Source organism: Sinorhizobium sp. 6-70, assembly GCF_030124375.1.
Taxonomy (GTDB): Bacteria; Pseudomonadota; Alphaproteobacteria; order Rhizobiales; family Rhizobiaceae; genus Sinorhizobium.
Genome location: NZ_JASKLS010000010.1, coordinates 158102 through 179489 on the forward strand (window position 1 = coordinate 158102; position 21388 = coordinate 179489).

At 60.6% G+C, this 21388-nt stretch carries 20 protein-coding genes; 11 read left to right on the forward strand and 9 right to left on the reverse strand.

Annotated elements, in window-relative coordinates:
• The first annotated feature begins 417 nt into the window (after nucleotides 1-417).
• The 4 genes from QN222_RS19870 (at nucleotide 418) to QN222_RS19885 (ending at nucleotide 4154) form a co-directional block, all read left to right on the forward strand.
• Nucleotides 418-1026, forward strand: a complete 609-nt coding sequence (locus tag QN222_RS19870; protein WP_283963915.1) for a transglutaminase-like cysteine peptidase — start codon at nucleotides 418-420, stop codon at nucleotides 1024-1026.
• Between the two features lie 376 nt (nucleotides 1027-1402).
• Nucleotides 1403-2134 carry a hypothetical protein gene (locus tag QN222_RS19875; protein ID WP_283963916.1) on the forward strand — a complete coding sequence of 244 codons (732 nt, stop codon included), beginning with the start codon at nucleotides 1403-1405 and terminating at the stop codon, nucleotides 2132-2134.
• 181 nt (nucleotides 2135-2315) lie between these two features.
• Entirely contained in the window at nucleotides 2316-3806 is a 1491-nt protein-coding gene (locus tag QN222_RS19880) for a D-alanyl-D-alanine carboxypeptidase (protein WP_283963917.1), read from the forward strand.
• 78 nt (nucleotides 3807-3884) lie between these two features.
• Nucleotides 3885-4154, forward strand: a complete 270-nt coding sequence (locus QN222_RS19885; protein ID WP_283963918.1) for a hypothetical protein — start codon at nucleotides 3885-3887, stop codon at nucleotides 4152-4154.
• A gap of 34 nt (nucleotides 4155-4188) precedes the next feature.
• Here QN222_RS19885 and QN222_RS19890 read toward each other — a convergent pair whose 3' ends face one another.
• Both QN222_RS19890 and QN222_RS19895 read right to left on the reverse strand, forming a co-directional pair.
• A complete protein-coding gene (locus QN222_RS19890) occupies nucleotides 4189-4626 on the reverse strand; it encodes a DUF1489 family protein (protein WP_283963919.1) in 438 nt (145 codons plus the stop codon).
• Between the two features lie 146 nt (nucleotides 4627-4772).
• Nucleotides 4773-6173 (reverse strand): L-serine ammonia-lyase, encoded by a 1401-nt coding sequence (locus QN222_RS19895; RefSeq protein WP_283963920.1) that lies wholly within the window; start codon nucleotides 6171-6173, stop codon nucleotides 4773-4775.
• Nucleotides 6174-6734: 561 nt separating this feature from the next.
• On the opposite strand from QN222_RS19895, the gene QN222_RS19900 reads away from it, so the two are divergent.
• The 3 genes from QN222_RS19900 to QN222_RS19910 all read left to right on the forward strand — a co-directional run bounded on the left by QN222_RS19900 (nucleotide 6735) and on the right by QN222_RS19910 (nucleotide 9147).
• Nucleotides 6735-7439, forward strand: a complete 705-nt coding sequence (locus QN222_RS19900; RefSeq protein WP_283963921.1) for a DUF599 domain-containing protein — start codon at nucleotides 6735-6737, stop codon at nucleotides 7437-7439.
• A 214-nt stretch (nucleotides 7440-7653) separates the two neighbouring features.
• Nucleotides 7654-8670 carry a DUF1624 domain-containing protein gene (locus QN222_RS19905; RefSeq protein ID WP_283963922.1) on the forward strand — a complete coding sequence of 339 codons (1017 nt, stop codon included), beginning with the start codon at nucleotides 7654-7656 and terminating at the stop codon, nucleotides 8668-8670.
• Between the two features lie 3 nt (nucleotides 8671-8673).
• Complete coding sequence (locus QN222_RS19910; RefSeq protein WP_283963923.1) at nucleotides 8674-9147, forward strand: isoprenylcysteine carboxylmethyltransferase family protein; 474 nt, start codon at nucleotides 8674-8676, stop codon at nucleotides 9145-9147.
• Between the two features lie 219 nt (nucleotides 9148-9366).
• Here the strand turns inward: QN222_RS19910 and QN222_RS19915 are convergent, their stop codons facing one another.
• Entirely contained in the window at nucleotides 9367-9753 is a 387-nt protein-coding gene (locus QN222_RS19915; protein WP_136504391.1) for a MerR family DNA-binding transcriptional regulator, read from the reverse strand.
• A 73-nt stretch (nucleotides 9754-9826) separates the two neighbouring features.
• Entirely contained in the window at nucleotides 9827-11245 is a 1419-nt protein-coding gene (gene mgtE / locus QN222_RS19920; protein ID WP_283963924.1) for a magnesium transporter, read from the reverse strand.
• Between the two features lie 358 nt (nucleotides 11246-11603).
• Here mgtE and QN222_RS19925 point away from each other — a divergent pair, with 358 nt between their 5' ends.
• The 3 genes from QN222_RS19925 (at nucleotide 11604) to QN222_RS19935 (ending at nucleotide 13023) form a co-directional block, all read left to right on the forward strand.
• Nucleotides 11604-12107, forward strand: coding sequence for a peptide deformylase (locus tag QN222_RS19925; protein ID WP_283963933.1), 504 nt, complete (start codon nucleotides 11604-11606; stop codon nucleotides 12105-12107).
• 80 nt (nucleotides 12108-12187) lie between these two features.
• Complete coding sequence (locus QN222_RS19930; RefSeq protein WP_283963925.1) at nucleotides 12188-12448, forward strand: hypothetical protein; 261 nt, start codon at nucleotides 12188-12190, stop codon at nucleotides 12446-12448.
• A 200-nt stretch (nucleotides 12449-12648) separates the two neighbouring features.
• On the forward strand, nucleotides 12649-13023 hold the full coding sequence (locus tag QN222_RS19935; RefSeq protein WP_283963926.1) for a hypothetical protein: 375 nt from the start codon (nucleotides 12649-12651) through the stop codon (nucleotides 13021-13023).
• Between the two features lie 73 nt (nucleotides 13024-13096).
• On the opposite strand, the gene QN222_RS19940 is transcribed toward QN222_RS19935, so the two are convergent.
• The 3 genes from QN222_RS19940 to QN222_RS19950 are packed head-to-tail and all read right to left on the reverse strand — an operon-like array spanning nucleotide 13097 to nucleotide 17947.
• The gene (locus QN222_RS19940; RefSeq protein ID WP_283963927.1) at nucleotides 13097-14644 is read right to left on the reverse strand and encodes a SpoVR family protein; all 1548 of its coding nucleotides are present in this window, start codon (nucleotides 14642-14644) and stop codon (nucleotides 13097-13099) included.
• Between the two features lie 2 nt (nucleotides 14645-14646).
• Nucleotides 14647-15972: a YeaH/YhbH family protein gene (locus QN222_RS19945; protein WP_283963928.1), complete on the reverse strand. Its 1326-nt coding sequence runs from the start codon at nucleotides 15970-15972 to the stop codon at nucleotides 14647-14649.
• A 25-nt stretch (nucleotides 15973-15997) separates the two neighbouring features.
• A complete protein-coding gene (locus tag QN222_RS19950) occupies nucleotides 15998-17947 on the reverse strand; it encodes a PrkA family serine protein kinase (RefSeq protein WP_283963929.1) in 1950 nt (649 codons plus the stop codon).
• A 1047-nt stretch (nucleotides 17948-18994) separates the two neighbouring features.
• Here QN222_RS19950 and QN222_RS19955 point away from each other — a divergent pair.
• On the forward strand, nucleotides 18995-20383 hold the full coding sequence (locus tag QN222_RS19955) for a DUF6538 domain-containing protein (RefSeq protein ID WP_283963930.1): 1389 nt from the start codon (nucleotides 18995-18997) through the stop codon (nucleotides 20381-20383).
• On the opposite strand, the gene QN222_RS19960 is transcribed toward QN222_RS19955, so the two are convergent.
• Both QN222_RS19960 and QN222_RS19965 read right to left on the reverse strand, forming a co-directional pair.
• Nucleotides 20346-20579, reverse strand: a complete 234-nt coding sequence (locus QN222_RS19960; RefSeq protein WP_283963931.1) for a hypothetical protein — start codon at nucleotides 20577-20579, stop codon at nucleotides 20346-20348. The two genes, QN222_RS19955 and QN222_RS19960, sit on opposite strands and share 38 nt — an antisense overlap.
• Nucleotides 20580-20588: 9 nt before the next feature.
• Nucleotides 20589-21284 (reverse strand): hypothetical protein, encoded by a 696-nt coding sequence (locus QN222_RS19965; protein ID WP_284005565.1) that lies wholly within the window; start codon nucleotides 21282-21284, stop codon nucleotides 20589-20591.
• Nucleotides 21285-21388: the final 104 nt, after the last annotated feature.

A 21388-nucleotide genomic window follows, 5' to 3' on the forward strand; every position in this document is an offset into this window, starting at 1 on the left:
CCGGCGTGAGCACGACTCCATCCTGACGTGACCGTCGAGCATTTCTCAAATATTTTCCGGAAAAATTTCCCGCGTCTTGCCCCTTTAGCGTGGAATGGACGTAAATCCCGTTCTTAACAGCCTCTATCAGCGACCTCAGATCCCGCAAAACGCCCAGTCAGCCACTCCGAGCAAGAGCGGCTCTTCGCTTCGAATTACCGTTATTTTCCCGAACGATAACAATCTGAATCCGCTCCCTATGGCTCTCCGCGCGGGGGAACTTTCGCTAAAATTTGAATCAATATTTATTCTTATTTGATTGGCTTTTTATTCTTATTTTCTGCGCATACTATTCTTATTTGTACTTGTTTTTACCTCGCTTCTTCGCCGCGGATAAAAAACTCTGTGCCATTGTCGAACCACAACGGGGAGACAACAATGCACAGAGCCATCACCAAGACGATTGCGGTCGCGGCCCTTTTCGTCGGTTTCCTGACCGAGGCTGCCCTCGCCCTGCCGGCGAACATCGCGGTGGGCGGCACCACCAATCCGCCGATCGGCCACTATGAATTCTGCAAGCGCAATCCGTCCGAATGCACCGCCAATGGAACAGACGGCGGCCCGATGGTGCTGACCCGCGAGGGCTGGCAGAAAATTCTCGAGGTCAATTACGAGGTCAACGAGGCCGTGACCCCGATGACGGATATGGAAATCCACGGCGTGGAAGAAGAATGGTCTTACCCGGACACCGTCGGTGACTGCGAGGACTACGTGCTCCTCAAACGCCGCAAGCTGATCGAGAGCGGCTTTTCTCCCGCCGATCTGCTGATCACCGTCGTGTTGCAGCCGAATGGCGACGGCCACGCGGTTCTGACAGTACGCACCGACCGCGGTGACTTCATCCTCGACAACATGCGCAGCAAGGTGCTTCGCTGGTCGGAGACCGAATACACCTTCCTGAAGCGGCAGTCTTCCGAGAATGCCGGGCGCTGGATGAAACTGCAGGACGGCCGCGCCGTGGCGGTGGGCAGCGTAACGACGCAATAGAGGCACGCTATCGGGCCACCCTCCCTGATGACAGTTATCGGGCTTCGGTCAAATCCGCGTTCCCCGTGTCGACCAAGCCTCTCCAGCGCCGCGCGTGCAATCGGATGCACAAAGGTCGCTGTAGCACTTTGAAGTGCTGCATGATTTTGTCCTTAGATCGATTCCGTTTTAGGGAATCATGCAGTTGCCGGTTCCGTTGTCCCCGGAACCGGCTTTTTCTTTCCCAAGACCCGCAGGACCGGCTCCGCCCGAGGTGCATTTCACCGAAAATTAACCATCTTCATCGACCGTCGAAGGCGACATTCCGGCCAGATCACTTGCTCTCGCTTGAGGCCGGATTGGGCGCACAACAACAAGCCGCGACGGACGATCCTGCATGAATGCGCCAACCAGTGGCCCCGAACCGGAATTTTCGCCGCTCCTCTCGCCGTATTTTGTCTACAAGATTACCGCGGTCGTCGTTCTGCTGGCGGTACTAACTACGATCGTTTCGTTTTCCGGACACCGGCTTGGTGAAAAGCTCGTGCTTGCCGGACACACCTCCAGTCAAGAGATCTACGACATCTTCATCGGGCAGGATCACCTGCGGCTACCGGCCAACATCATCCGCTTCGAGAGCCAGCGTGCGACCAGTATTGCCGAGCGCATCGACCTTTACCTGACCTGGCCGTCTCTCGAGGGCTACGGCGAGAACAACCGGGACCTGTTCAACGACATCAACCGGCCGGAAAACCTGATCTTTCTGCAACTCTCGCAGAGCACGATGTCGCAAGACATGTCGGGACGGCTGGAGCCTATCTATCGCCACATCTTCAGCGAAGAGGTCCAGCCCGGTCCCGCAGGCTTGGTCCGGCACGACGCCAAGTCGAATACAAGCTACGCTGGTGAAGTTTTCTTCACCGCGGACCGTGCCGGGCAATCGCCTTACGTCCTGCGCTGCACCCTGCCCGCAGACGCGGAGGCAGCGACGAGCGCCGACTGCCAGCGCGACGTTCATGTCGGCAAGGATCTCACCGTGCTCTACCGTTTTTCGAGCAAGCTGCTGCCGCAATGGCGGATGATCGACAATTCCGTGGAAACCTTCGTTCGCAGCCGGCTGGCGCCCTGATTTTGTCCAAGAGTCATGGTGCAGGCGAAACGCCGACCCGGTTGGGTCGACGGTGTCGTTCCTGAACAAAACGGCCCACCCCAGGAAACCAATCATTCATCATAAACCGATTGGTAACGCTATCTCGATACTGTCGCAGGAACGATCGTTCCCGGCGACGCGTCCGGACGGCATCCATGACATGAGAATAAAGAGCAGCGTAGTGTCTCAATCCGTTTTTTTTGATATCGCGAAACGCCCGCTTGGCGCCTTTTCAAAAATCGCAGGACGGATTGTCCTCGCCGGCGCCATTGCCGTATTGGCCCTCTCCGCGCCGGCAATGGCCAATCCGAAATACGCCGGCATCGTCGTCGATGCCAAGACCGGCAAGGTGCTTTACGGCGAGGATGCGGACCAGCTGCGCTATCCGGCCTCTCTCACCAAGATGATGACGCTGTATCTGACGTTCGAGGCGCTCGAAGCCGGACGGATCAGCAGGTCCACGCCAGTCCCATTCTCCAAGAACGCCGCGGCAGAACCTCCATCCAAATTGGGTGTGCGAGCCGGCCAGTCGATCACGGTCGAGCAGGCGATCCTCTCGCTCGTGACGCGCTCCGCCAACGACGCTGCCACGGCACTGGGTGAGCTCCTTGGCGGTTCCGAGCAGCGTTTTGCCCGGATGATGACCAACAAGGCCCGCGCGCTCGGCATGACGCACACGACCTACCGCAATGCCAACGGCCTACCGAACCCGGATCAGAAGACGACGGCTCGTGACCAGGCGCGGCTCGGCATCGCGCTGCGGCAGCACTTTCCCCAATATTATGACTATTTCTCTACGCGGAGTTTCCGTTTCGGCAAGCAGACGATCGGCAACCATAACCGGCTTGTTGGCAGTGTCCGCGGCGTCGACGGCATCAAGACCGGCTATACCCGCGCATCCGGTTTCAACCTGGTGACCTCGGCACAGCTTGACGGGCGTAGCATTGTCGCCGTCGTGCTGGGCGGAACGTCCGGTGGTTCCCGCGATGCCCAAATGCGCAAGCTCGTCGCCAAATACATGCCGGCCGCCTCGCGCCGCGGCGGGGGCAACCTCATCGCGGAAGCGCCGACCGCCGAACCGCCTGTCGCCGCGGTGGCGCAGGCCGAAGTGAAGCCTGCAGCAGCGCCCGTCGCGGTCGCCTCGGCTGCCATGGACCTGCCCAACACCGGCCCGGTTCCGGATTTCCGCTACAGTGGCGAAAGCTCAAGCCGTATGGAAATGGCTTACGCGGCAACGCAGCCGGCGTCCGACAACCCGGTGCTTACGGGCAAGATCGCGCCGAACACGCTCGAAGCCCAAAGCGCCAAGCTCTCCGCGCAGCCGGCCGCTGCGGATGTCGACACACAGATCACCAACTCTGTTGCCGCCAAGGCTGAGACCCAGCTGGAAGCAGAGGCGCAGCCGCAGGGTTGGGTTATCCAGATCGGCGCTACCCCCGACAAGGCGCAGGCAATGACGCTTCTCGGCAATGCCAAGGAGAAGGGCGGCAAGATGTTGCGCAATGCGACACCGTTTACCGTCGCCTTCTCGAACGGCGGTGGCCAGGTCTACCGGGCACGGTTCGGCGGCTTCGACGACCAGGACAAGGCCGTCAATGCATGCAAGGTTTTGAAGAAGAAGGGTTTCGCTTGCTGGGCGAGCCAGCAGTAACGAACAAGACTTTCTGACGGGCGGGTGCGTTTCGCCTGGCCGTCTTCCTCGGATTTGTACAGCGTAACGAGGTTGGTCATGGCAGTGAACGAGAATGTTCCCGGTGTTACCGTGATGCCGGGAAAGAAAACGAGATCTTCGCGCATTGGTCTGCACCCCCTGCATGAGGCCGCAATGCGCATCGCCGACATCGGCTTGAACCGCTCGAAAGCGAAGACGCGAGATCTCGTCGGCATGCTTTTAACGCATGGTGCGCGTGCATGGCGCTCGACCCAGCCGCGCGCCGGCATCCACCTGCATGTGACTGCCGCCGGCCGTCGCCATCCGCTCCGACTGCGCATCCACTGATTTCCGAAAGTGAGGGCTGTTTGCTCGCCGATACCTAGAGAAGGCCAAGCTCGGCCAGTTCGCGTCTCAGTTCCAGCGGCATGTCCGCCTCCCCGGAGGAAAGCGAAGCCAGGTCGCGCGGCGCCTCCTTGTCCTGCAGGTAGCGCCATCCCTGGAAAGCGCGGCGCGGCTGGAGTTCGGTTTCAACCACTTCCGGTCCAAGGATGAGATTGCAGCGGCCGATGCCCTCGCCGTCGGTGAAGGTCTCGATGCCAATCAATGGCTGCCGCGCTTGCACATGCCCCTTGATCACCCAATAGAGTGAGCCGCCGGCAAGGAGTTCCTCAGTACGTTTCGGAACCATCCGCGTCGTATGAAACGAGTGAGGCTCCTGCCCGGCCGCGATCGCAGCCAGCGCCTTGCGCGACACCCATTCGCGCAAGTCCTCGACCGATTCTGCGCCAACGCAGAGCTTTATGAGATGCAACGCCATGAGAGACCTTGAACACCCGTCCGCCGGCCGTGGTCAAGCGTGTTGAACCTGTTCTTCCACAGGAGCGCCCCACCTCATGATCCTATGGCAGGATTGGGGCAGAAAACCGCGTGGGTCGCGCCGCGCGTCTCCGCGGCGCGAGAGCGTCAGCACTCCACTACATTCACCGCGAGGCCACCGGTGGAGGTTTCCTTGTATTTCTCATTCATGTCCACGCCGGTCTGCCGCATGGTCTCGATGCAGGCGTCGAGCGGCACGAAGTGTTTGCCATCGCCCTTGAGGGCGAGCGAGGCCGCGGTGACCGCCTTGACGGCACCAAGGGCGTTGCGTTCGATGCACGGCACCTGCACGAGGCCGGCAACGGGATCACAGGTCATGCCGAGGTGGTGCTCGAGCGCTATCTCAGCGGCGTTCTCGATCTGCTCCGGTGTGCCTCCCATCACGGCGGCAAGGCCCGCGGCCGCCATCGCGGAAGCGGAGCCGACTTCGCCTTGACAGCCGACCTCCGCGCCGGAGATCGAGGCATTGTGCTTGATGATGCCGCCAACGGCTGCGGCGGTCAGCAGGTAATCGCGGATGCCCTCCTGATCGGCGTCATCATGGAAATGGAGATAGTAGCGGATGGTCGCCGGGACGACGCCGGCGGCGCCATTCGTCGGCGAGGTTACAACCCGACCACCGGCAGCATTCTCCTCGTTGACCGCCATCGCGTAGACGCTCAGCCAGTCGTTTGCGAGCAGCGGATTGGTCTTGTTGGATCGCCATTCCTCCTGAAGCTTGTCATGAATCGCACGCGCACGGCGGCGAACCTTCAGGCCGCCCGGCATGATGCCGTCCTGGCTCAAACCGCGGTCGATACAGCTCTTCATCGCTTCCCAGATGCGATCCAGGCCGGCGTCGAGCTCCTCCCTCGACACCGTGCATTCCTCATTTGCCCGCTTCATCTGGGCGATAGTGAGCCCCGAACGAGCGGCCATATCGAGCATCTGCTGCGCGGTCGCGAAAGGATAAGGCACCTTTACCCCAGCCGGCTTGTTCTTGGCGGCGCGCATCGCCTCGAGCTCCGTGTCGGTCACGACGAAACCGCCGCCGATCGAGTAGTAGATCCGCTTCAGAAGCAGCCGTCCGTCGCGATCAAAGGCCGAGAAGGACATGCCGTTGGCGTGGCCGGGCAAAGGGACCTTCTTGTCGAAGACGAGGTCTGTTTTCGGCTGGAACGCGTAGGGCGGATGTCCGGCGGGCGTGATGCGGCCAGAGCGTTCCACATCGTAGATGATCGCGTCCATGCTGTCGGGATCGACGAGATCCGGACGCTCGCCCATCAGCCCAAGGATAACAGCGCGGCCAGTGCCATGGCCGATGCCCGTATGGGCAAGCGAACCGTGCAGACTGACCTTGATGGCGGCGACGCTCGCATGTGTCGGTCGCGGCCAGTCGTCGGAAAGGATCAGGTCGAGAAACCTGTTTGCCGCCGACATCGGTCCCATCGTGTGCGAACTCGAAGGACCGATACCGATCTTGAATACGTCGAAGACGGAAAGAAACATAAACTGCCTGCCCCGGAGCACGGAAACGCCGTCAGGTACGCCACCCGAAGCGTCAGCCGATGATTGCAATGCCGACGCCCACTTGGCTCCTCTTTGAGCGCCACGGTGTCGGCTGATCTATAGATATAGGATCAAACACTAAGCCATCCCATCCCCATCGATCAGGCGATCAACCGACATCGGATCTTGTTGGTGCGACATGACGCGAAAGCGGGTTGTCAGAAAGGTCTCCGTCGAATCAAAACGGCGCGGTCTCTGGGAAACCGCGTCGCCCTGACGGAATGCTCGATCTCAAAGGCCGCCGAAAAGATAGGCCAGGACGAGAACGCCGGCGAAGCCAGCCACAGCGCGCACAGTCACGCCCCAGCACGACTTCTGTATTGTATTGTCCATGATGTCTCCGAATGCCCACAGGTCGGCGGGTGCTCGCTGCCCGCGCATGCGCCATGCTTACTGAAGAATGTGTAGAGCCGCAACGTCGAAATATGGCAAAATCGTGTCAAGACGACAGCCGGCTTCCGCCGATCTTGCATTTTCAAACAGCCATGCCAAAAAACGTGCATGACCTTCGAAGATTACATCGCGCTCGGCATCTTCGTCCTGTTATGGGGCGGCTTCAACTGGGCAACCGACGGCCGGCGCAAATTCAAGCGTGTCAGCCTGACCCGGCTGATGAACGAAAACCGCCGACGATGGATTCGCAACTCGCTCAACCGCGACCTGAAGATGATCGACACGCAGATCATCGCCGGATTGCAGGCGGGTACCGCCTTTTTTGCCTCGACCACCATCTTCGCGCTCGGCGGCTGCTTCGCGCTGCTCGGAGCGACCGACCAGGTGCAGATGATCTTCAACGACCTTCCGCAGGTTTTCCGGGGCGGACGGACAGGTTTCGAGCTGAAGGTCGGCGGCCTGACCTGCCTCTTCGGCTACTCCTTCTTCAAATTCGGCTGGTCCTATCGCCTGTTCAACTATTGCTCCATCCTGATGGGCGGCATTCCGATGACGGCGGACATGACGCGCGACCGGCAAGCGGCCGAGCAGGCCGCCGAGCGTGCAATCCGCATGAACATCCTGGCGGCGAAGCATTTCAATGCCGGACTGAGGGCGATCTTCCTATCGATCGGTTATCTCGGCTGGTTCATCAGCCCTTACGTTTTCATCGTTCTTACCGGCTTCGTCATCTTCGTGCTGGTCCGCCGGCAGTTCTTCTCCGAGGCGAGAGAGGCTCTCGTCGAGGATGCATCCGAGGCCCGCAAGCAGTAGAGCATCTTATCTCTTTCAAATGGAATCGTTGAAAGCGGATAAGATGCTCTAGAATCAAAGTGCTAGAGCGTCCTTTGTGGGTTTATTTGAACGCACGGCGCTCTAAGATCTGCGCCAAAGAGATACGCGCTGCTCCTCATTCGAAGAACATCCACGCGTGGCCGGCGCAAGCCAGACATGCGAACTTATCGCGAAAACAGGATGGCAAGAGCCGATGTCGGAAAACACAGCAACAACGGTTAGCGAGACTCGACGCGCATCGCCAGAGATAGGAAAGCGCCATCGGATCGCCCTTCTGGACGGGCTCCGCGGCTCGGCGCTGGTCGCCATGGCGATCTATCATTTCGTCTGGGATCTCGAATTCTTCGGTTATGTGGCGGCGGGGACGGCGGCCACGGGCGGCTGGCGGCTTTTCGCCCGCCTCATCGCGAGCAGTTTCCTGTTTCTGGCGGGCTACAGCCTGGTGCTTGGCCAGCGTCCAAATTTTCGTCCGCGTGCCTTTGGGCGCCGCTTCGTGAAGATCGCCGGCGCGGCGCTGCTGATCAGCGTCGCGACGTGGTTCGCCTTCCCGGATTCTTTCATCTTCTTCGGCATCCTTCATTCGATCGCCGCGGCAAGCCTTGTCGGCCTGCTATTCCTGCCACTTCCCGCGATCGTCTCCTTTGTTGCCGCCGCGGCGGCCTTCGCTGCGCCGCTCTACCTGCGCTCGGCCATCTTCGATGTGCCGCTGCTATGGTGGGTTGGGCTCTCCGAGACAATTCCACGTTCGAACGACTACGTGCCTCTCCTTCCCTGGCTTGCCCCCTTCCTGGTCGGCATCGGCACGGCCAAGCTGCTGCACCCATTGCTCGTCAGCCGGGGGACGTCCACGAAACGGTGGGGAAGCCCGAGCAACCTGTGGATCAAGCCGCTCGCCTTCGGCGGCCGTCACAGTCTGGCCATATACCTCGTCCACCAACCGCTGCTCATCGGCCTCGTCTATCTCGTCGCCCAGATCGCACCCGCCGCAGCACCCGACCCGGAACAAGCCTACCGCGCAAACTGTGTGGCGGCTTGCAACCGCGCAGACCCCGCCGCGCCGTGCGAAGCCTTCTGCGGCTGCACACTCGACCGGCTGAAAGAACAAAGCCTGTTCGAGGACTTAAACATGGGCAAGATCGACGTAAACACGGATGAACGCATTGCGCGAATCGCCCGTCAATGCACAATGGACGTGCAATCAGGGGACTAGGACATGAATGCCTATCGTGCCAAGCCGCTGAACTTCCCTTGGCCCGCCGTGGTTTATGGCGCGGCCGCTCTGACTGCGCTGGTTTTCAACCGTTTCTTCCCGATTACCGTAGCGAACGGAAACGGCTGGTTTGCATGGCTCACCGGATGCGCACTGATCTTTGCGGCGATCTCGATCAACCTGTGGGCCGTCAAGACGCTTCTGGACCGCCACACCGCGATCCTGCCGACCCGGTGCGCCACCTGCCTCGTCACCTGCGGCCCTTTTCGCTTCACCCGCAATCCGATTTATCTCGGTTACACGCTGCTGCTGATCGGCATTGGGTTGATAACGGCCAACCCATGGCTTTTTATCGCGGCGATAGCGGCTGTCGCGCTGACGACCGTCTTTGTCGTCCGCAATGAAGAGAGACATCTGCTGTCGCGCTTCGGTTTCGAATTCGAACGCTATTGCCGTCGTACCGCTCGGTGGATCTGAGCCGAACGCAAAAAGGCGGCGCCCGGCCACCTTTGAACAAACCCTTTCATGCCCGCCTTAAAGTGCGTCGCATTCAATCGAGTGCGTGCGACGCGCTTTAGGTCATTGTTTTTATGCATGTCGTTGTCCCAAACTGCTGCACACTTTTGGGCGACATGCATTAGATGAAACTACGCAATTCCGGACGGAAAACCGTTACACACTTTTCCTGGAATTGCTCTAGGTGCCGACGCCGATCTCCGCGAGACGCGTCAGGCAGGCCTCCTCGACATTGTCGAGCTCGGCGAGCGTATCATCGATATCCTTGCGTTTCTGCCGCAACTCCTCGCGCTTTTCCTCGACGCGCGTCATCAGAAGCTGGAGTTGGCCCATCTCGCCCGGCGGATCCTTGTAGACCTGAATGATCTCGCGAATTTCGGCGATGGTGAAGCCGATGCGGCGGCCGCGCAGGATTTCCTTGATGAGATGACGGTCCGCCGGCCGAAACAGTCGCGTGCGGCCGCGGCGCTCCGGATGAATGAGGCCTTCATCCTCGTAGAAGCGCAACGTTCGGGTGGAGATACCGAATTCCCGCGTTAGCTCAGTGATGCTATAGTATTTGTTCACGCCGCCGTCCCATCAAATTCCGAGGCGTCACTATCGTTGACTTTGACGTAAAAGTCAAACAACGCACCGGCGGTCACGTGATGTGGAACCACCAGGTGGCAATGCCGAGAAAGCTGAAGAAACCGGTTACGTCGGTGACCGCGGTGACGAAGACCGCCGACGAAACGGCCGGGTCGGCACCGGATTTTTCCAGGAGAAGCGGAATCATGATGCCGGCGAGCGCTGCCGCCATCATGTTGATCAGCATTGCCGTGGCGATAATGCCGCCGATATTCGGATCCTGGAACCACAGGCCGGCAATCATACCGATGAACGTCCCGAAAATCATGCCGTTCAAGAGCCCCACGCCGGCTTCACGGCGGATGATCCGCGGCGCATTGTGAATGTCGAGGCCGCGGGTCGCAAGCGCACGGACGGTCACGGTCATGGTCTGCGAACCCGCGTTGCCGCCCATGCCGGCCACAATCGGCATCAGGATGGCCAAAGCCACAATCTGCTGGATGGTTGCGTCGAAAAGGCCGATCACCGAGGCGGATATGCAGGCCGTCATCGAATTGACGAAGAGCCACGGCACCCGCGAGCGCGAGGCCTCGGCAACGGAGTCCGACAGTTCCTCGTCGCCCACACCGCTCAGGCGCAGCAGGTCCTCCTCCGCCTCCTCCTGGATCACGTCGACCACGTCGTCGATGGTCAGCACGCCCACTAGCCGATCGTTGTCGTCGACGACGGCGGCCGACAGGAGGTCGTACTGTTCGAACAGTTGAGCCGCCTCTTCCTGATCCATCTCGGCTGGAATGGCGTGACTGGTGTCGCGCATGATGGCATCGACCTTGATCGACCGCTTGGTGCGTAGCACACGGTCGAGATCGACGGTTCCGAGAAGCTTGAACGTCGGATCGATGACGAAGATCTGCGTGAAACTGTCGGGAAGGTCTTCGTCCTCGCGCATATAGTCGATCGTCTGACCCACGGTCCAGAACGGCGGCACAGCGACGAATTCCGTCTGCATGCGCCGGCCGGCGGTGCTTTCCGGATAGTCGAGCGAGCGACGCAGCCGAACGCGCTCGGTGAACGGCAGCTTGGCGAGGATCTCTTCCTGGTCCTCCTGATCCAGGTCCTCCAGAATGTAGACCGCATCGTCGGAGTCCATCTCTCCGATTGCCTCGGCGATCTGCTCGTTGGGCAGGTGTTCGACGATGTCGAGACGAATGGCCTCGTCGACCTCGGTCAGCGCCGCGAGGTCGAACTCCTTGCCGAGCAGCGATACGAGCGCCAGCCGTTGTTCCGGCTGGATAGCTTCCAGAAGATCGCCAAGTTCGGAAGCATGAAGGCCGGCGACGTGCTGGCGCAGATAGATCGTGTCGCGGTCGGCAATCGCCGCGCCAACATGCATGAGGAAGTCGGAGCGCACAGAGCCGTCGTCGGCATAGATATCCGAGCCGTCATAAGCGGTGGTTTCTTCCGAACGGTCGTCGTCGCCGATATTGCTCATGGAGCCGCCCTCGAAAAACAAAGCCGCCCGAATCAATTGGGTCAAAGATCCCGAAAGGCGAGCGTGCATTCCAAACGACTGCCGCACCCACGAGAGGCAACGGCGTTCTGCCTTGCCACAGCGCCCCTGCTTTCCTCCCCGCAAAGTCGCTGTAACACTTTGAATTGCTGCGTGATTTTATCCTCGGATCGAATCCGACCCCGGAAGTCATGCAGTAGCGCAAAGCTTCCGCGAGGTCCACAGGCCAGAGGGTGCGAATAGAGGACCGGCGAAAGTTTTGCGCAAGCTGTTGCAAACGCATATGAAAGCCGTAGATCAAGGCGCCGAAACGGATGCCTGCCAAGACAAGGGGCCAGGGATGGCTATTCTCCCCATCGTACGCTTTCCGCACGCGGCGCTCACCACCGCGGCCGAAACGATCGAACATTTCGACGACGATCTTCGGCAACTGGCAAGCGACCTTCTTGAGACGATGCACGCCGCCCCGGGAATCGGCATTACGGCAAATCATGTAGGTGTGCTGCGACGGCTGACGGTGATCGAACTGGATCGGGCCAGCGCTTCGCGGGTCTTTGCCAATCCGGAGATTATCTGGCAATCCCATGACCTGATGCGGCATGCGGAAGGCAGCGTCTCGATGCCCGGCATTTCAGAGGAAGTCGAGCGACCGGCCGCGGTGCGCGTGCGCTATCAGTCGCTATCAGGCGAAACGCTGGAAGAAGATGCAGAAGGACTGATGGCGATCTGCCTGCAGCACGAGATCGACCAACTCTCCGGTATTTTCTGGACGCAACGCCTTTCCCGGCTAAAACGCGAACGCGCCGTCAAGCGGTTCGAAAAATTGACCAGAGGTGAGCGGTGACCTGCTGCAGCGTCCCTTGAGACGCGCGGCGTGTAGTCTAGCTGGGATCGACGACAATAGGATTCATCAAAGGATACAAAATGAAAGCCTTAAACCTGATACCCGTGCTTGCATTGCTCCTGGCCGGATGCACGGCCGTGTCGCCTGATCTGGAGCCCCTCCCCGGCAGCTTCACCTACGGCGAGAAGGCGGCCGAGCGCAGAACACAAGCGGCGCCCGGCACGATGATCCAGCATCGTTTCCTGCATCAAGGGACCATGGTTTTCGAAACTTACGAGGTCCAGCCGGACCATTCCTACAAGCTCGTCCGCCGCAGCGTCCAGGACAGCTGGGCGCCCTGACGCCCGCCGTTCTACTGCATGTTTCCCCAAATCGTACCCGATTTAGGGAAACATGCAGCGTTTCAAAGTGCGACAGCGCCCTTTGCACATCTGATAGACGCGCGGCGCTGTAAGGCGAAGCTGTCACGACGTCGTCGCGACCCGGAACATTGTGATCGCCGCCTCGTTCTCCATTGGTAGAGATCAATGGAGATTATCTGATGGCCAAGTATCTCGATGAACGCGGCGATCCGGTCTCGAAGACGCATGATGCGGACAGGGAAGAATTCTCGGCCCGGGAAACCAGACCGGGCGGCCTCGGCCTCCGTGTTCTGGCGGTGCTCACAGGCGGACTCTTTCTCGTCCTGCTTGCCTGGGGCGCCGTCGAACTCTGGGGTGAAAGCAATGACAGCGATCGGGCGACGCAAACTGAGCAGACTCAGCCTGCTCCATCGTCCGAACAGACCGGCAGTGTCGGCAACCAGACACCGGCACCCGTCGACGGCCAAGCCTCCCCGACCGACATGAATCCTACCGCCCCGTCGGGAACCGGTGGACCGTCGCAGCAAACCTCGCCTGACGGCACGGCGAAATAACGGGCCGTCCGTCCGGCCACCATGACGCCGGTATAAAGCCTCCGCCGCCATCACATGCCACACGCATGATCACCTATTCGGAAGTCGGCGCCGTCGAGCACTCATAGAGCACGTCGTCGGTTTCCGCATCGACGCCGGCAAGGCTAACGTCGTACCCCCAAAGATGGCGCACGTGACGGAGCGTGGCGTCGCGGCTCGCTTCGTCGAGGAGGATGCCGTTCTTGACGTTGTGCTGCAGCCGTAGGTGGCGGTCGCCCAGGAGATCGACATCCACGACTTGGATGTCCGACTGGTTCGCTGCGACATCGTAGCTGCGCGCAAGCGCTGTGCGTATGGTCTCATAGCCGCGCTCGTTGTGGATCGAGGCAACCTCGCAGTAGTTGTCGCCGGCCTCGTCCGTCAGCAGGAACAGCCTGAATTTGCGGATCAACGCAGGGCTCAGATATTGCAGGATGAAGGACTCGTCCCGGTGGTTCGCCCAGGCGTCGATCAGCGTCTCCCGCCATTTGCCGCTGCCGGCGATCTCGGGAAACCAATCACGATCTTCCGGTGTCGGATCCGTGCAGACGCGCTGGATGTCCTGCATCATGGCAAATCCCAGCGCATAGGGATTGATGCCCGGAAAGCGCGGGTCGTCGAAGGATGGCTGAAAGACCACGTTGGAGTGGCTGTGGAGCATCTCCAGCATGGAGCCTTCGCTGATCCTGCCCTGGTCGAAAAGCCTGTTCATGATCGTGTAGTGCACGAAGGTCGCACATCCCTCGTTCATCACCTTGGTCTGCCGCTGCGGATAGAAGTACTGGGCGATGACGCGCACGATACGTAGGAGTTCCCGCTGCCAGGGCTCCAGGATCAGGCTGGTTTTTTCAAGAAAATAGAGCAGATTTTCTTCGGGCAGGTTGAGCGCCTTCTTCCGCTCCGAAGCGTCGCGCTCGGCCTCCTTGGAGTTGTGCCCGTCCGGTGAGGGCGGCAGCGTTCTCCATAAATCGCTGTAGGTCTGCTCTTCGTATTCGAGCCGCTCGCGGGCGCGCTCCCGCTCCTTCTCGGACGAAAGCCGCGGTGGACGACGATATCGGAAGACGCCCTGATCCATGAGTGCGTGGGCGGAATCGAGAATGACCTCCACCTCGGACGTTCCGTACCGCTCCTCGCATTTGGCGATATATTTCTTGGCAAACTCCATGTAGCTCAGGATCGCGCTGGCGTCGGTCCACTGCTGGAACAGATAGTTGTTCTTGAAGAAGTGGTTGTGGCCGAAGGCCGCGTGCGCCGTCACCAGGGCCTGCATGGCCATGGTGTTCTCCTCCATCAGATAGGTGATGCAGGGGTTGGAGTTGATGACCAGTTCATAGGCAAGCCCTCGGCGGCCCTTGCGATAAAGATGTTCCTCGAAAACGAAGCGCTTGCCGAAGGACCAGTGCTGGTACATCAGCGGCATCCCTACCGAAGAATAGGCGTCGAGCATCTGCTCGGAAGAGATGATCTCGAGTTGATTCGGATAGACGTCGAGCTGCAATTCATCCAGTGCGATCGTTTCGATCGCATCATAGGTGCGCGACAACGTCTCGAAATTCCAATCGGAATCGTGAAACAGAAGGTTTGAGGCTGCGCCTTTGGGCATTCCTATCGCCTTTCAGTGCGCAGTTGCATGGTTGGCTGCCTGGCGAAGAGCTTCCGGAAAACCGGATAGATGTCCGACGGCCTCGCAATCCGCGTCATCTGGAAATTCGACCATTCGCTGTCGACCGTGCGATAGGCGCGCCAGAGGGACGTGCCGTTGTCGGTCGTACCGAAAATCTCCGTCTCGCGCTCATCTATGATTTCGACATAGGCATAATATTGGCAAAGGCGCATCACCTGCCGGTGGAGAAGCGAAACGCAAAGGTCCGAATCCCCGGCGCTGTTCTCCCCGTCGGAGGCCTGGGCAGCGTAAATGTTCCATTCACGCGCCGGATAACGTTCCTCAATGATGCGGAGCATCTCCTCGATGGCCGTGGAGACAACAGTGCCGCCGCTCTGCTTGCTGTAGAAAAATGTGTTTTCGTCGACCTCACCTGCCTCATCCGTGTGGCGAATGAAGACGATGTCGATTCGCTTGTAGCGCCGCTTGAGGAAGAGATGCAGCAGGACGAAGAAGCGCTTGGCCAGATCCTTCTCGCGCTCGCCCATCGACGCGGAGACATCCATCAGGCAGAACATCACCGCGCTTGCATTCGGCAGCGGCTGGGGCTCGAAACGATTGAAGCGGATGTCGACCGGGTCGACATAAGCAATGCGGCGGCGGCGCCGCTCCAGCTTGTCCAGTTCCTCGCGCAACGCCTCGATGCGCTTTTGGTGGGCACCACTGGCGTTCGATTCCGCCTCCAGCTTGGCAATTTCGTCGGCGACTGCGGCCACGTCCGCACGGCTGGGCCGCCTGAGCGCGATACGGCGGCCATAGCTGTTGCGCATCGTGCGCCCCACATTGATGTTCGTGGGCGATCCCGACGTCGCAAAACCGGCCCGACGCGGCTTGAACGCGACGGACTCCTTGAGATTGAGCTTCACCATGTCGGGTAACTCGAGATCTTCGAAAAAGAGATCGAGGACTTCGTCGCGCGACAGCACGAACTGGAAGTCGTCTTCGCTCTCGCCGGTTCCCGCGCCCTTGCCTGAGCCGCCGCCACGCGCGCTTGGTTTCGGGAGGCGATCGCCTGGCGTGAACTCTTGATTGCCGGGCAGGACATACTGTCTCTCCCCGGAGCTCGGGGAAGGCTGGAAGGATGGTTCACCGACGCCGCGTTCGGGCATGGGCACGCGGTGCTCCGCATCCACGTCCGCGATCTTGCCTGCTTTGATCTGTTCCTTGATCGTCCGTTTCAGCTCTTCCCGCGCCCGTTTCAGGAAACGCCGCCTGTTGCCAAGGCTCTTGTCCTTTGGATTAAGGCGGCGGTCGATGAAATTCGGCATTGGCAAACCCCCAACGTACGCATCTTTAGCCCGCCTTGTTCACTCGCATGTACCAGTCGACGAGCCTCCGAACCTGCCGTTCGGTGTATCCGCGTTCAATCATGCGCTGGACGAACTCGGCATGCTGTTTCTCGGTGGCGCTGTCTTTCTTGGAGCCAAAACTGATGACTGGCAGCAGATCCTCGACCTGACCGAACATACGCTTTTCGATGACTTCGCGCAGCTTTTCATAGCTCGTCCAGGAGGGATTGCGGCCGCTGTTCTTGGCGCGGGCACGCAATGTGAACTTAACCACCTCGTTGCGGAAGTCCTTCGGATTGGCGATGCCTGCCGGCTTTTCGATCTGCGACAGCTCGCTATCGAGAACCTTCCGGTTGAGGATCTGTCCAGTGTCTGGATCCTTGAAGTCCTGGTCCTCAAGCCATGCATCGGCGTAGGCGATGTACCGGTCGAACAGGTTCTGACCGTATTCGCTATAGGATTCCAGATAGGCTTTCTGGATCTCGTGGCCGATGAATTCGGCATAGCGCGTGGCCAATTCCGACTTGATGAAGTCGAGATAGCTTGCCTCGATTTCCTTGGCAAACTGTTCGCGTTTGATCGCCTGCTCCATGATATACATCAGATGCACGGGGTCGGCGGCGACCTCCTTGGTGTCATAGTTGAAGGTCTCCGACAGCACCTTGAAGGCAAAGCGGGTGCTGACGCCCGTCATACCCTCGTCGACGCCGGCGGCGTCACGATATTCCTGTACCGATTTCGCCTTCGGATCGGTGTCTTTCAGGTTCTCGCCGTCATAGACCCGCATCTTCGTGTAAAGTGGCGAGTTTTCATGCGGAGCAAGGCGGGTCGACACCGTGAACCGGCTCAAGCACTCCAGAACTTCCGGCGCGCAAGGATTATCGACCAGTTCACTTTCACGAAGGAGCTTCTCGTAGATCAGCTTCTCTTCGGTGACGCGCAGGCAATAAGGCACCTTGACCACCAGGATGCGGTCGAGGAAAGCCTCATTGTTCTTGTTATTCTTGAACTGAAGCCACTCGGATTCGTTGGAATGCGCCAGGACGGTGCCCTGGTAGGGAAACGCGCCGAAATTCTCGGTGCCGTTGTAATTGCCCTCCTGGGTCGCCGTCAGCAACGGGTGGAGGACCTTGATCGGCGCCTTGAACATCTCCACGAATTCAAGCAACCCCTGTGTAGTGCGGTTCAGCCCGCCACTGTAGGAGTAGGCGTCCGGATCCGCCTGGCTGTAATTTTCGAGCTGGCGGATATCGACCTTGCCGACCAAGGAGGAGACATCCTGGTTATTTTCGTCGCCGGGTTCGGTCTTCGCGATGCCGATCTGGCGCAAGCGGGATGGCACCAGTTTGACGACGCTGAATTTCGAGATGTCGCCGCCGACTTCGTCGAGCCGCTTCGCCGCCCAAGGCGAAATCAGACCGGTGAGCCGCCGTCTCGCGATTCCATACTTGTCCTCGAGAAGATCCGCCATGCGTTCCGGGTGGAACAGACCGAGCGGGGATTCGAAGACGGGGCTGATCTTGCCGTTAACCATCAATGTGTAGATGGGACGCGCCTCCATCAGCTTCTTGAGCCGCTCCGCCAACGAAGATTTGCCGCCGCCGACCGGCCCGAGGAGGTAGAGAATTTGCTTGCGCTCTTCCAGGCCCTGCGCGGCATAGCGGAAATAGCCGACAATCCGCTCGATCGTATCCTCCATGCCATAGAAGTCAGAGAATGAGGGATAGATCTTGATGGTTCGATTGGCGAAGATTCGCCCGAGACGCTCGTCCGCGCTCGTATCGACGAGGGTCGGCTCTCCAATGGCTTCCACCATGCGCTCCTGCGCGGTGGCGTACATACTCTTGTCGTCGCGGCAGGCGAGGAGATATTCTTGCAGACTTATCTCTTCTTGCGCTGCACTTGTATAGATCTCTGAAAAGAGATCGAAGACGTCAGATTCACTCCTTGTCATCATGCTCTCCCGCGGGAGGCCGGTCAACCGAGACGGGTTCGCTGCCTGTTGGCTCCCTGCTTACAGTGAACTGTTTCCTGCCTCCAAAGTTCCTCAACACGTTGCGGTTTAGCTAGCGGATGCCGAAGCAGTGGCCAACGGTGAGCACCCGCATCTCCCTTACGGCGCGCGGCGCTTTCCAAATGGCGCAACGGGCACCGTAATACTTTGAATTGCTACAGGTCTTATCCGTAAGTCGAATCGGATATAAGAAATCATGCAGCAGGTTCGCCGCTCTGTCACCCCATCATATTGACCGCTTTTCACAATTCCGCGATGGCGAGCGGATTCGCGTCCAGTCTCTGTCCACTTTTCCGATTTTTCGACGAACGGCTATTTTCCACCGCGGCAGGGTCCCACAGAACCGGTGCGCGGGCGAAACACAACTCGCCTTCGTCTCCGTGGCCCGAACTCGGGCCGGGCGGAAATGCTGCAGAGACCCCATGGCCAGATCTGGCACAGCGCGGCGGCGACCCCACTCGCTTGTTCGTAGACTTGCGTCGGCGACGCCGCCTGATGGATCTCCTTAGCAACACAATATGGCATTTTGGTCGCGGGTGCTACCGGAGGCGTTCGTTTTGAGCTTCCGGCGCGACGTACAAGCGAGGTCCTGCAGCTGCAGCGATGCGCCGCGGTGCCGGAACAACGGCGTTACAGCGCCGCGCGTCTAATCAGACGCGCAAGGTCGCTGTGGAGCTTTGAGTTTCTGCATGGTTGTCCTTAAATCGATCCCGATTCAAAGGATCACGCCGTAGCGCATGCAATTCGAAGTCCGAAAATAAAAAACCCCGTAGAACCGGACGGTTACGGGGGCTTTTTAATTCAATTTGGTGCGGTCGAGACGCACAAAAGGTGCGCGCAACGCGCACCGGAAAACCGCTTCAACAATGCCTCCTATTATATTGCTACAAAACACATTTTAGTCTCTCCTGTTATTCGATCCGATTGACGCCCGCGCCTTTTTGGGCCACATTAGGGAACCATTTCCGGGGCACAGGAGGAGGCGCCGTGGAGAGGACAGAGCTCGACAGATACCTCATCACCCGCAACGGAATATATTTTTACAGGCGCCGGGTCCCGAGGCTCGTCGCCGCCCTCGACGAGCGGCAGCCGACCGTCCGGGCGTCGCTCAGAACGCGGGATCTCGCCAAGGCGCGGGCGCTGCGGGACGGATACGAGCGCGCGGACGACGAGCTCTGGGGCGCCCTCCTAGGCTCGGACTCCGCCGAGGCGGCGAGGCGGCGCTACGAGGCCGCCGTCCGGCGCGTCGCGGCACTGGGCTTCACCTACCGCACGACGATGGAGATCCTGCAGGGCGAGACCGGCGCGCAGATCCTCGATCGGCTGCGCGTGCTGCTGGAGCACAGGCCCAATTCGCCCGAGACCAACGCCGTCCTGGGGGTGGTCGAGCGGCCCGGCGTGCGCCTGTCCGAGGCGTTCGCGCTCTACGTCGAGAAGATCGCGGCGCCGGAGCTGGTCAACAAGAGCGGCGAGCAGAGACGAAGCTGGCTCAAGGTCAAGAAGCGCGCGTTGAAGAACTTCACCAGCCTGGTGGGCGACAAGCCGATCGGCGAGGTGACGCGGGAGGACGCGCTCAGGCTCTACGACCTGTGGGCGGAGAGGATCGCGCCGCCGCCGGACGAGGACGGCAAGCGCCGAAGGCCGACCCACACCGCCTCCTCGGGAAACCGCGACATCGGCAACATGCGCGTCCTGTATCGGAAGTACCACGAGCACATCGGCGTCAGGAACATCGACAATCCGTTCGACAAGCTGGCCTTCAGCGACAGGCACCAGAGGGCGAGAAGGCGCCCGCCGTTTCCGACGGCGTGGATCGCAGAACGGATCCTGGCGCCGGACGCCCTTCGGGCGCTGAACGACCAGGCCCGAGGAATCGTGCTGGCGATGGTCGACACGGGCGCGCGTCCGAGCGAGCTGGCGAACCTGCCGCCGGAGAGGATCGTCCTCGCCGCGCCGGTGCCGTACATCGACATCCAGACGCGCCCCGACGACGACGACGAGGAGGAGCTCGGCCCGTGCGAGGTCAAGACGGTTTCGTCCTACCGGCAGATACCGCTCGTCGGCCTCGCGCTGGCGGTGTTCCGCAAGCATCCCCGAGGCTTTCCGCGCTATCGGGACCGGGCCGACGCCCTTTCCGCCGTCCTCAACAAGCACTTCAGGGTCCATAAACTCTTTCCGACCCCCAGGCACAAGATCTACTCCCTGCGCCATTCGTTCGAGGACCGCATGAAGGTGGCGGGCGTCGACGCCGAGCTGCGCGCCATCCTGTTCGGACACACGGCCGCGCGGCCGGAGTACGGGCAAGGCGGATCCCTGGAATGGCAGCGGGACCAGCTCCTCAAGATCGTGCTGCCGTTCGACCGTGCAATCGTCTGACCCGCCCGCGCGCCGAGGCGAGGACGGCGTGATGCGCGCGACGCCGCGCGAGCTGGTCCTCGAGCCATGCGTAGAGCCCGACGAGGACGCCTCCATCTCGTCCCATGGCGACGACCTCCACCGCGAGACGGTCGAGCAGCCTTTCCATCTCGCGGAGAGACACGTCCGCCGGAACCATGGGTGTCCTGGCTTCCATTCCGCGGCCCTAGACGAAACCGTTGTCCGACGCAGGTCCCGCGCCGCGCCGACGCCTCTCCTCGGTCTTGGCCCTGGCGAAGGCATAGTGGACCTGCTCCTGGCACGGACGTACGCCCCAGAGCAGCGCCTTTGTGAATTCAGGCCGCCGCGAACAGAACAGCGCGACGACGTCCGTCGAGACGCCGCCCTGCCGCAGCCACGACGCGCCCGTGCGCCGCAGCGTCTGGAAGGTCATCCGCGGCGCGCGCTCCGCGCCGAGGACGGCGCGCGCCAGCCTGCCAAGCTCCATGCGGCAGCGGCGAAGGCTTCCGACGTGCCCGGACGGGCGGAGCGCGCCGTTCTTCCGCCATCGCCTCATGTGCTCCAAAAGCGGCCGCGGGATCAGGATCGGTTCGGCGTCGCGCTCCCAAGCCGAGAGGCACTCGTATTCCTCCACGGGCCGGCGGTAGAACAGGCCCCGCTCGAGGTCGATCCAGGGCAGCCCCTCCTCCCTCTCGAAGGACGCCAGCTCGATCACCGACGCGTGCGTGCAGGTGTAGAATGCGACGAGAATGAACCTGGCGAGGTGGACAGTCTGTCCGCGCCCACCCTGCGCGCCCCTTCCCCTGTGGGCCGCCCGGAGCAGCCTCGCCACTTCGTCGCGGCTGCAGCAGCGCGTGCGCGGCGCCGGCCTCCTCCGTCCTTCCGTCATCCTCGGCGTCACCGCAGCACCTCCCTGGCCGTGTCCTCATGCGCGCTGTTTCGGGCCCCGCTTCGACGATCGCATGGCCCCGGCCGCCCCGGCGGCGCCGCTTCTTGTCACTGCGC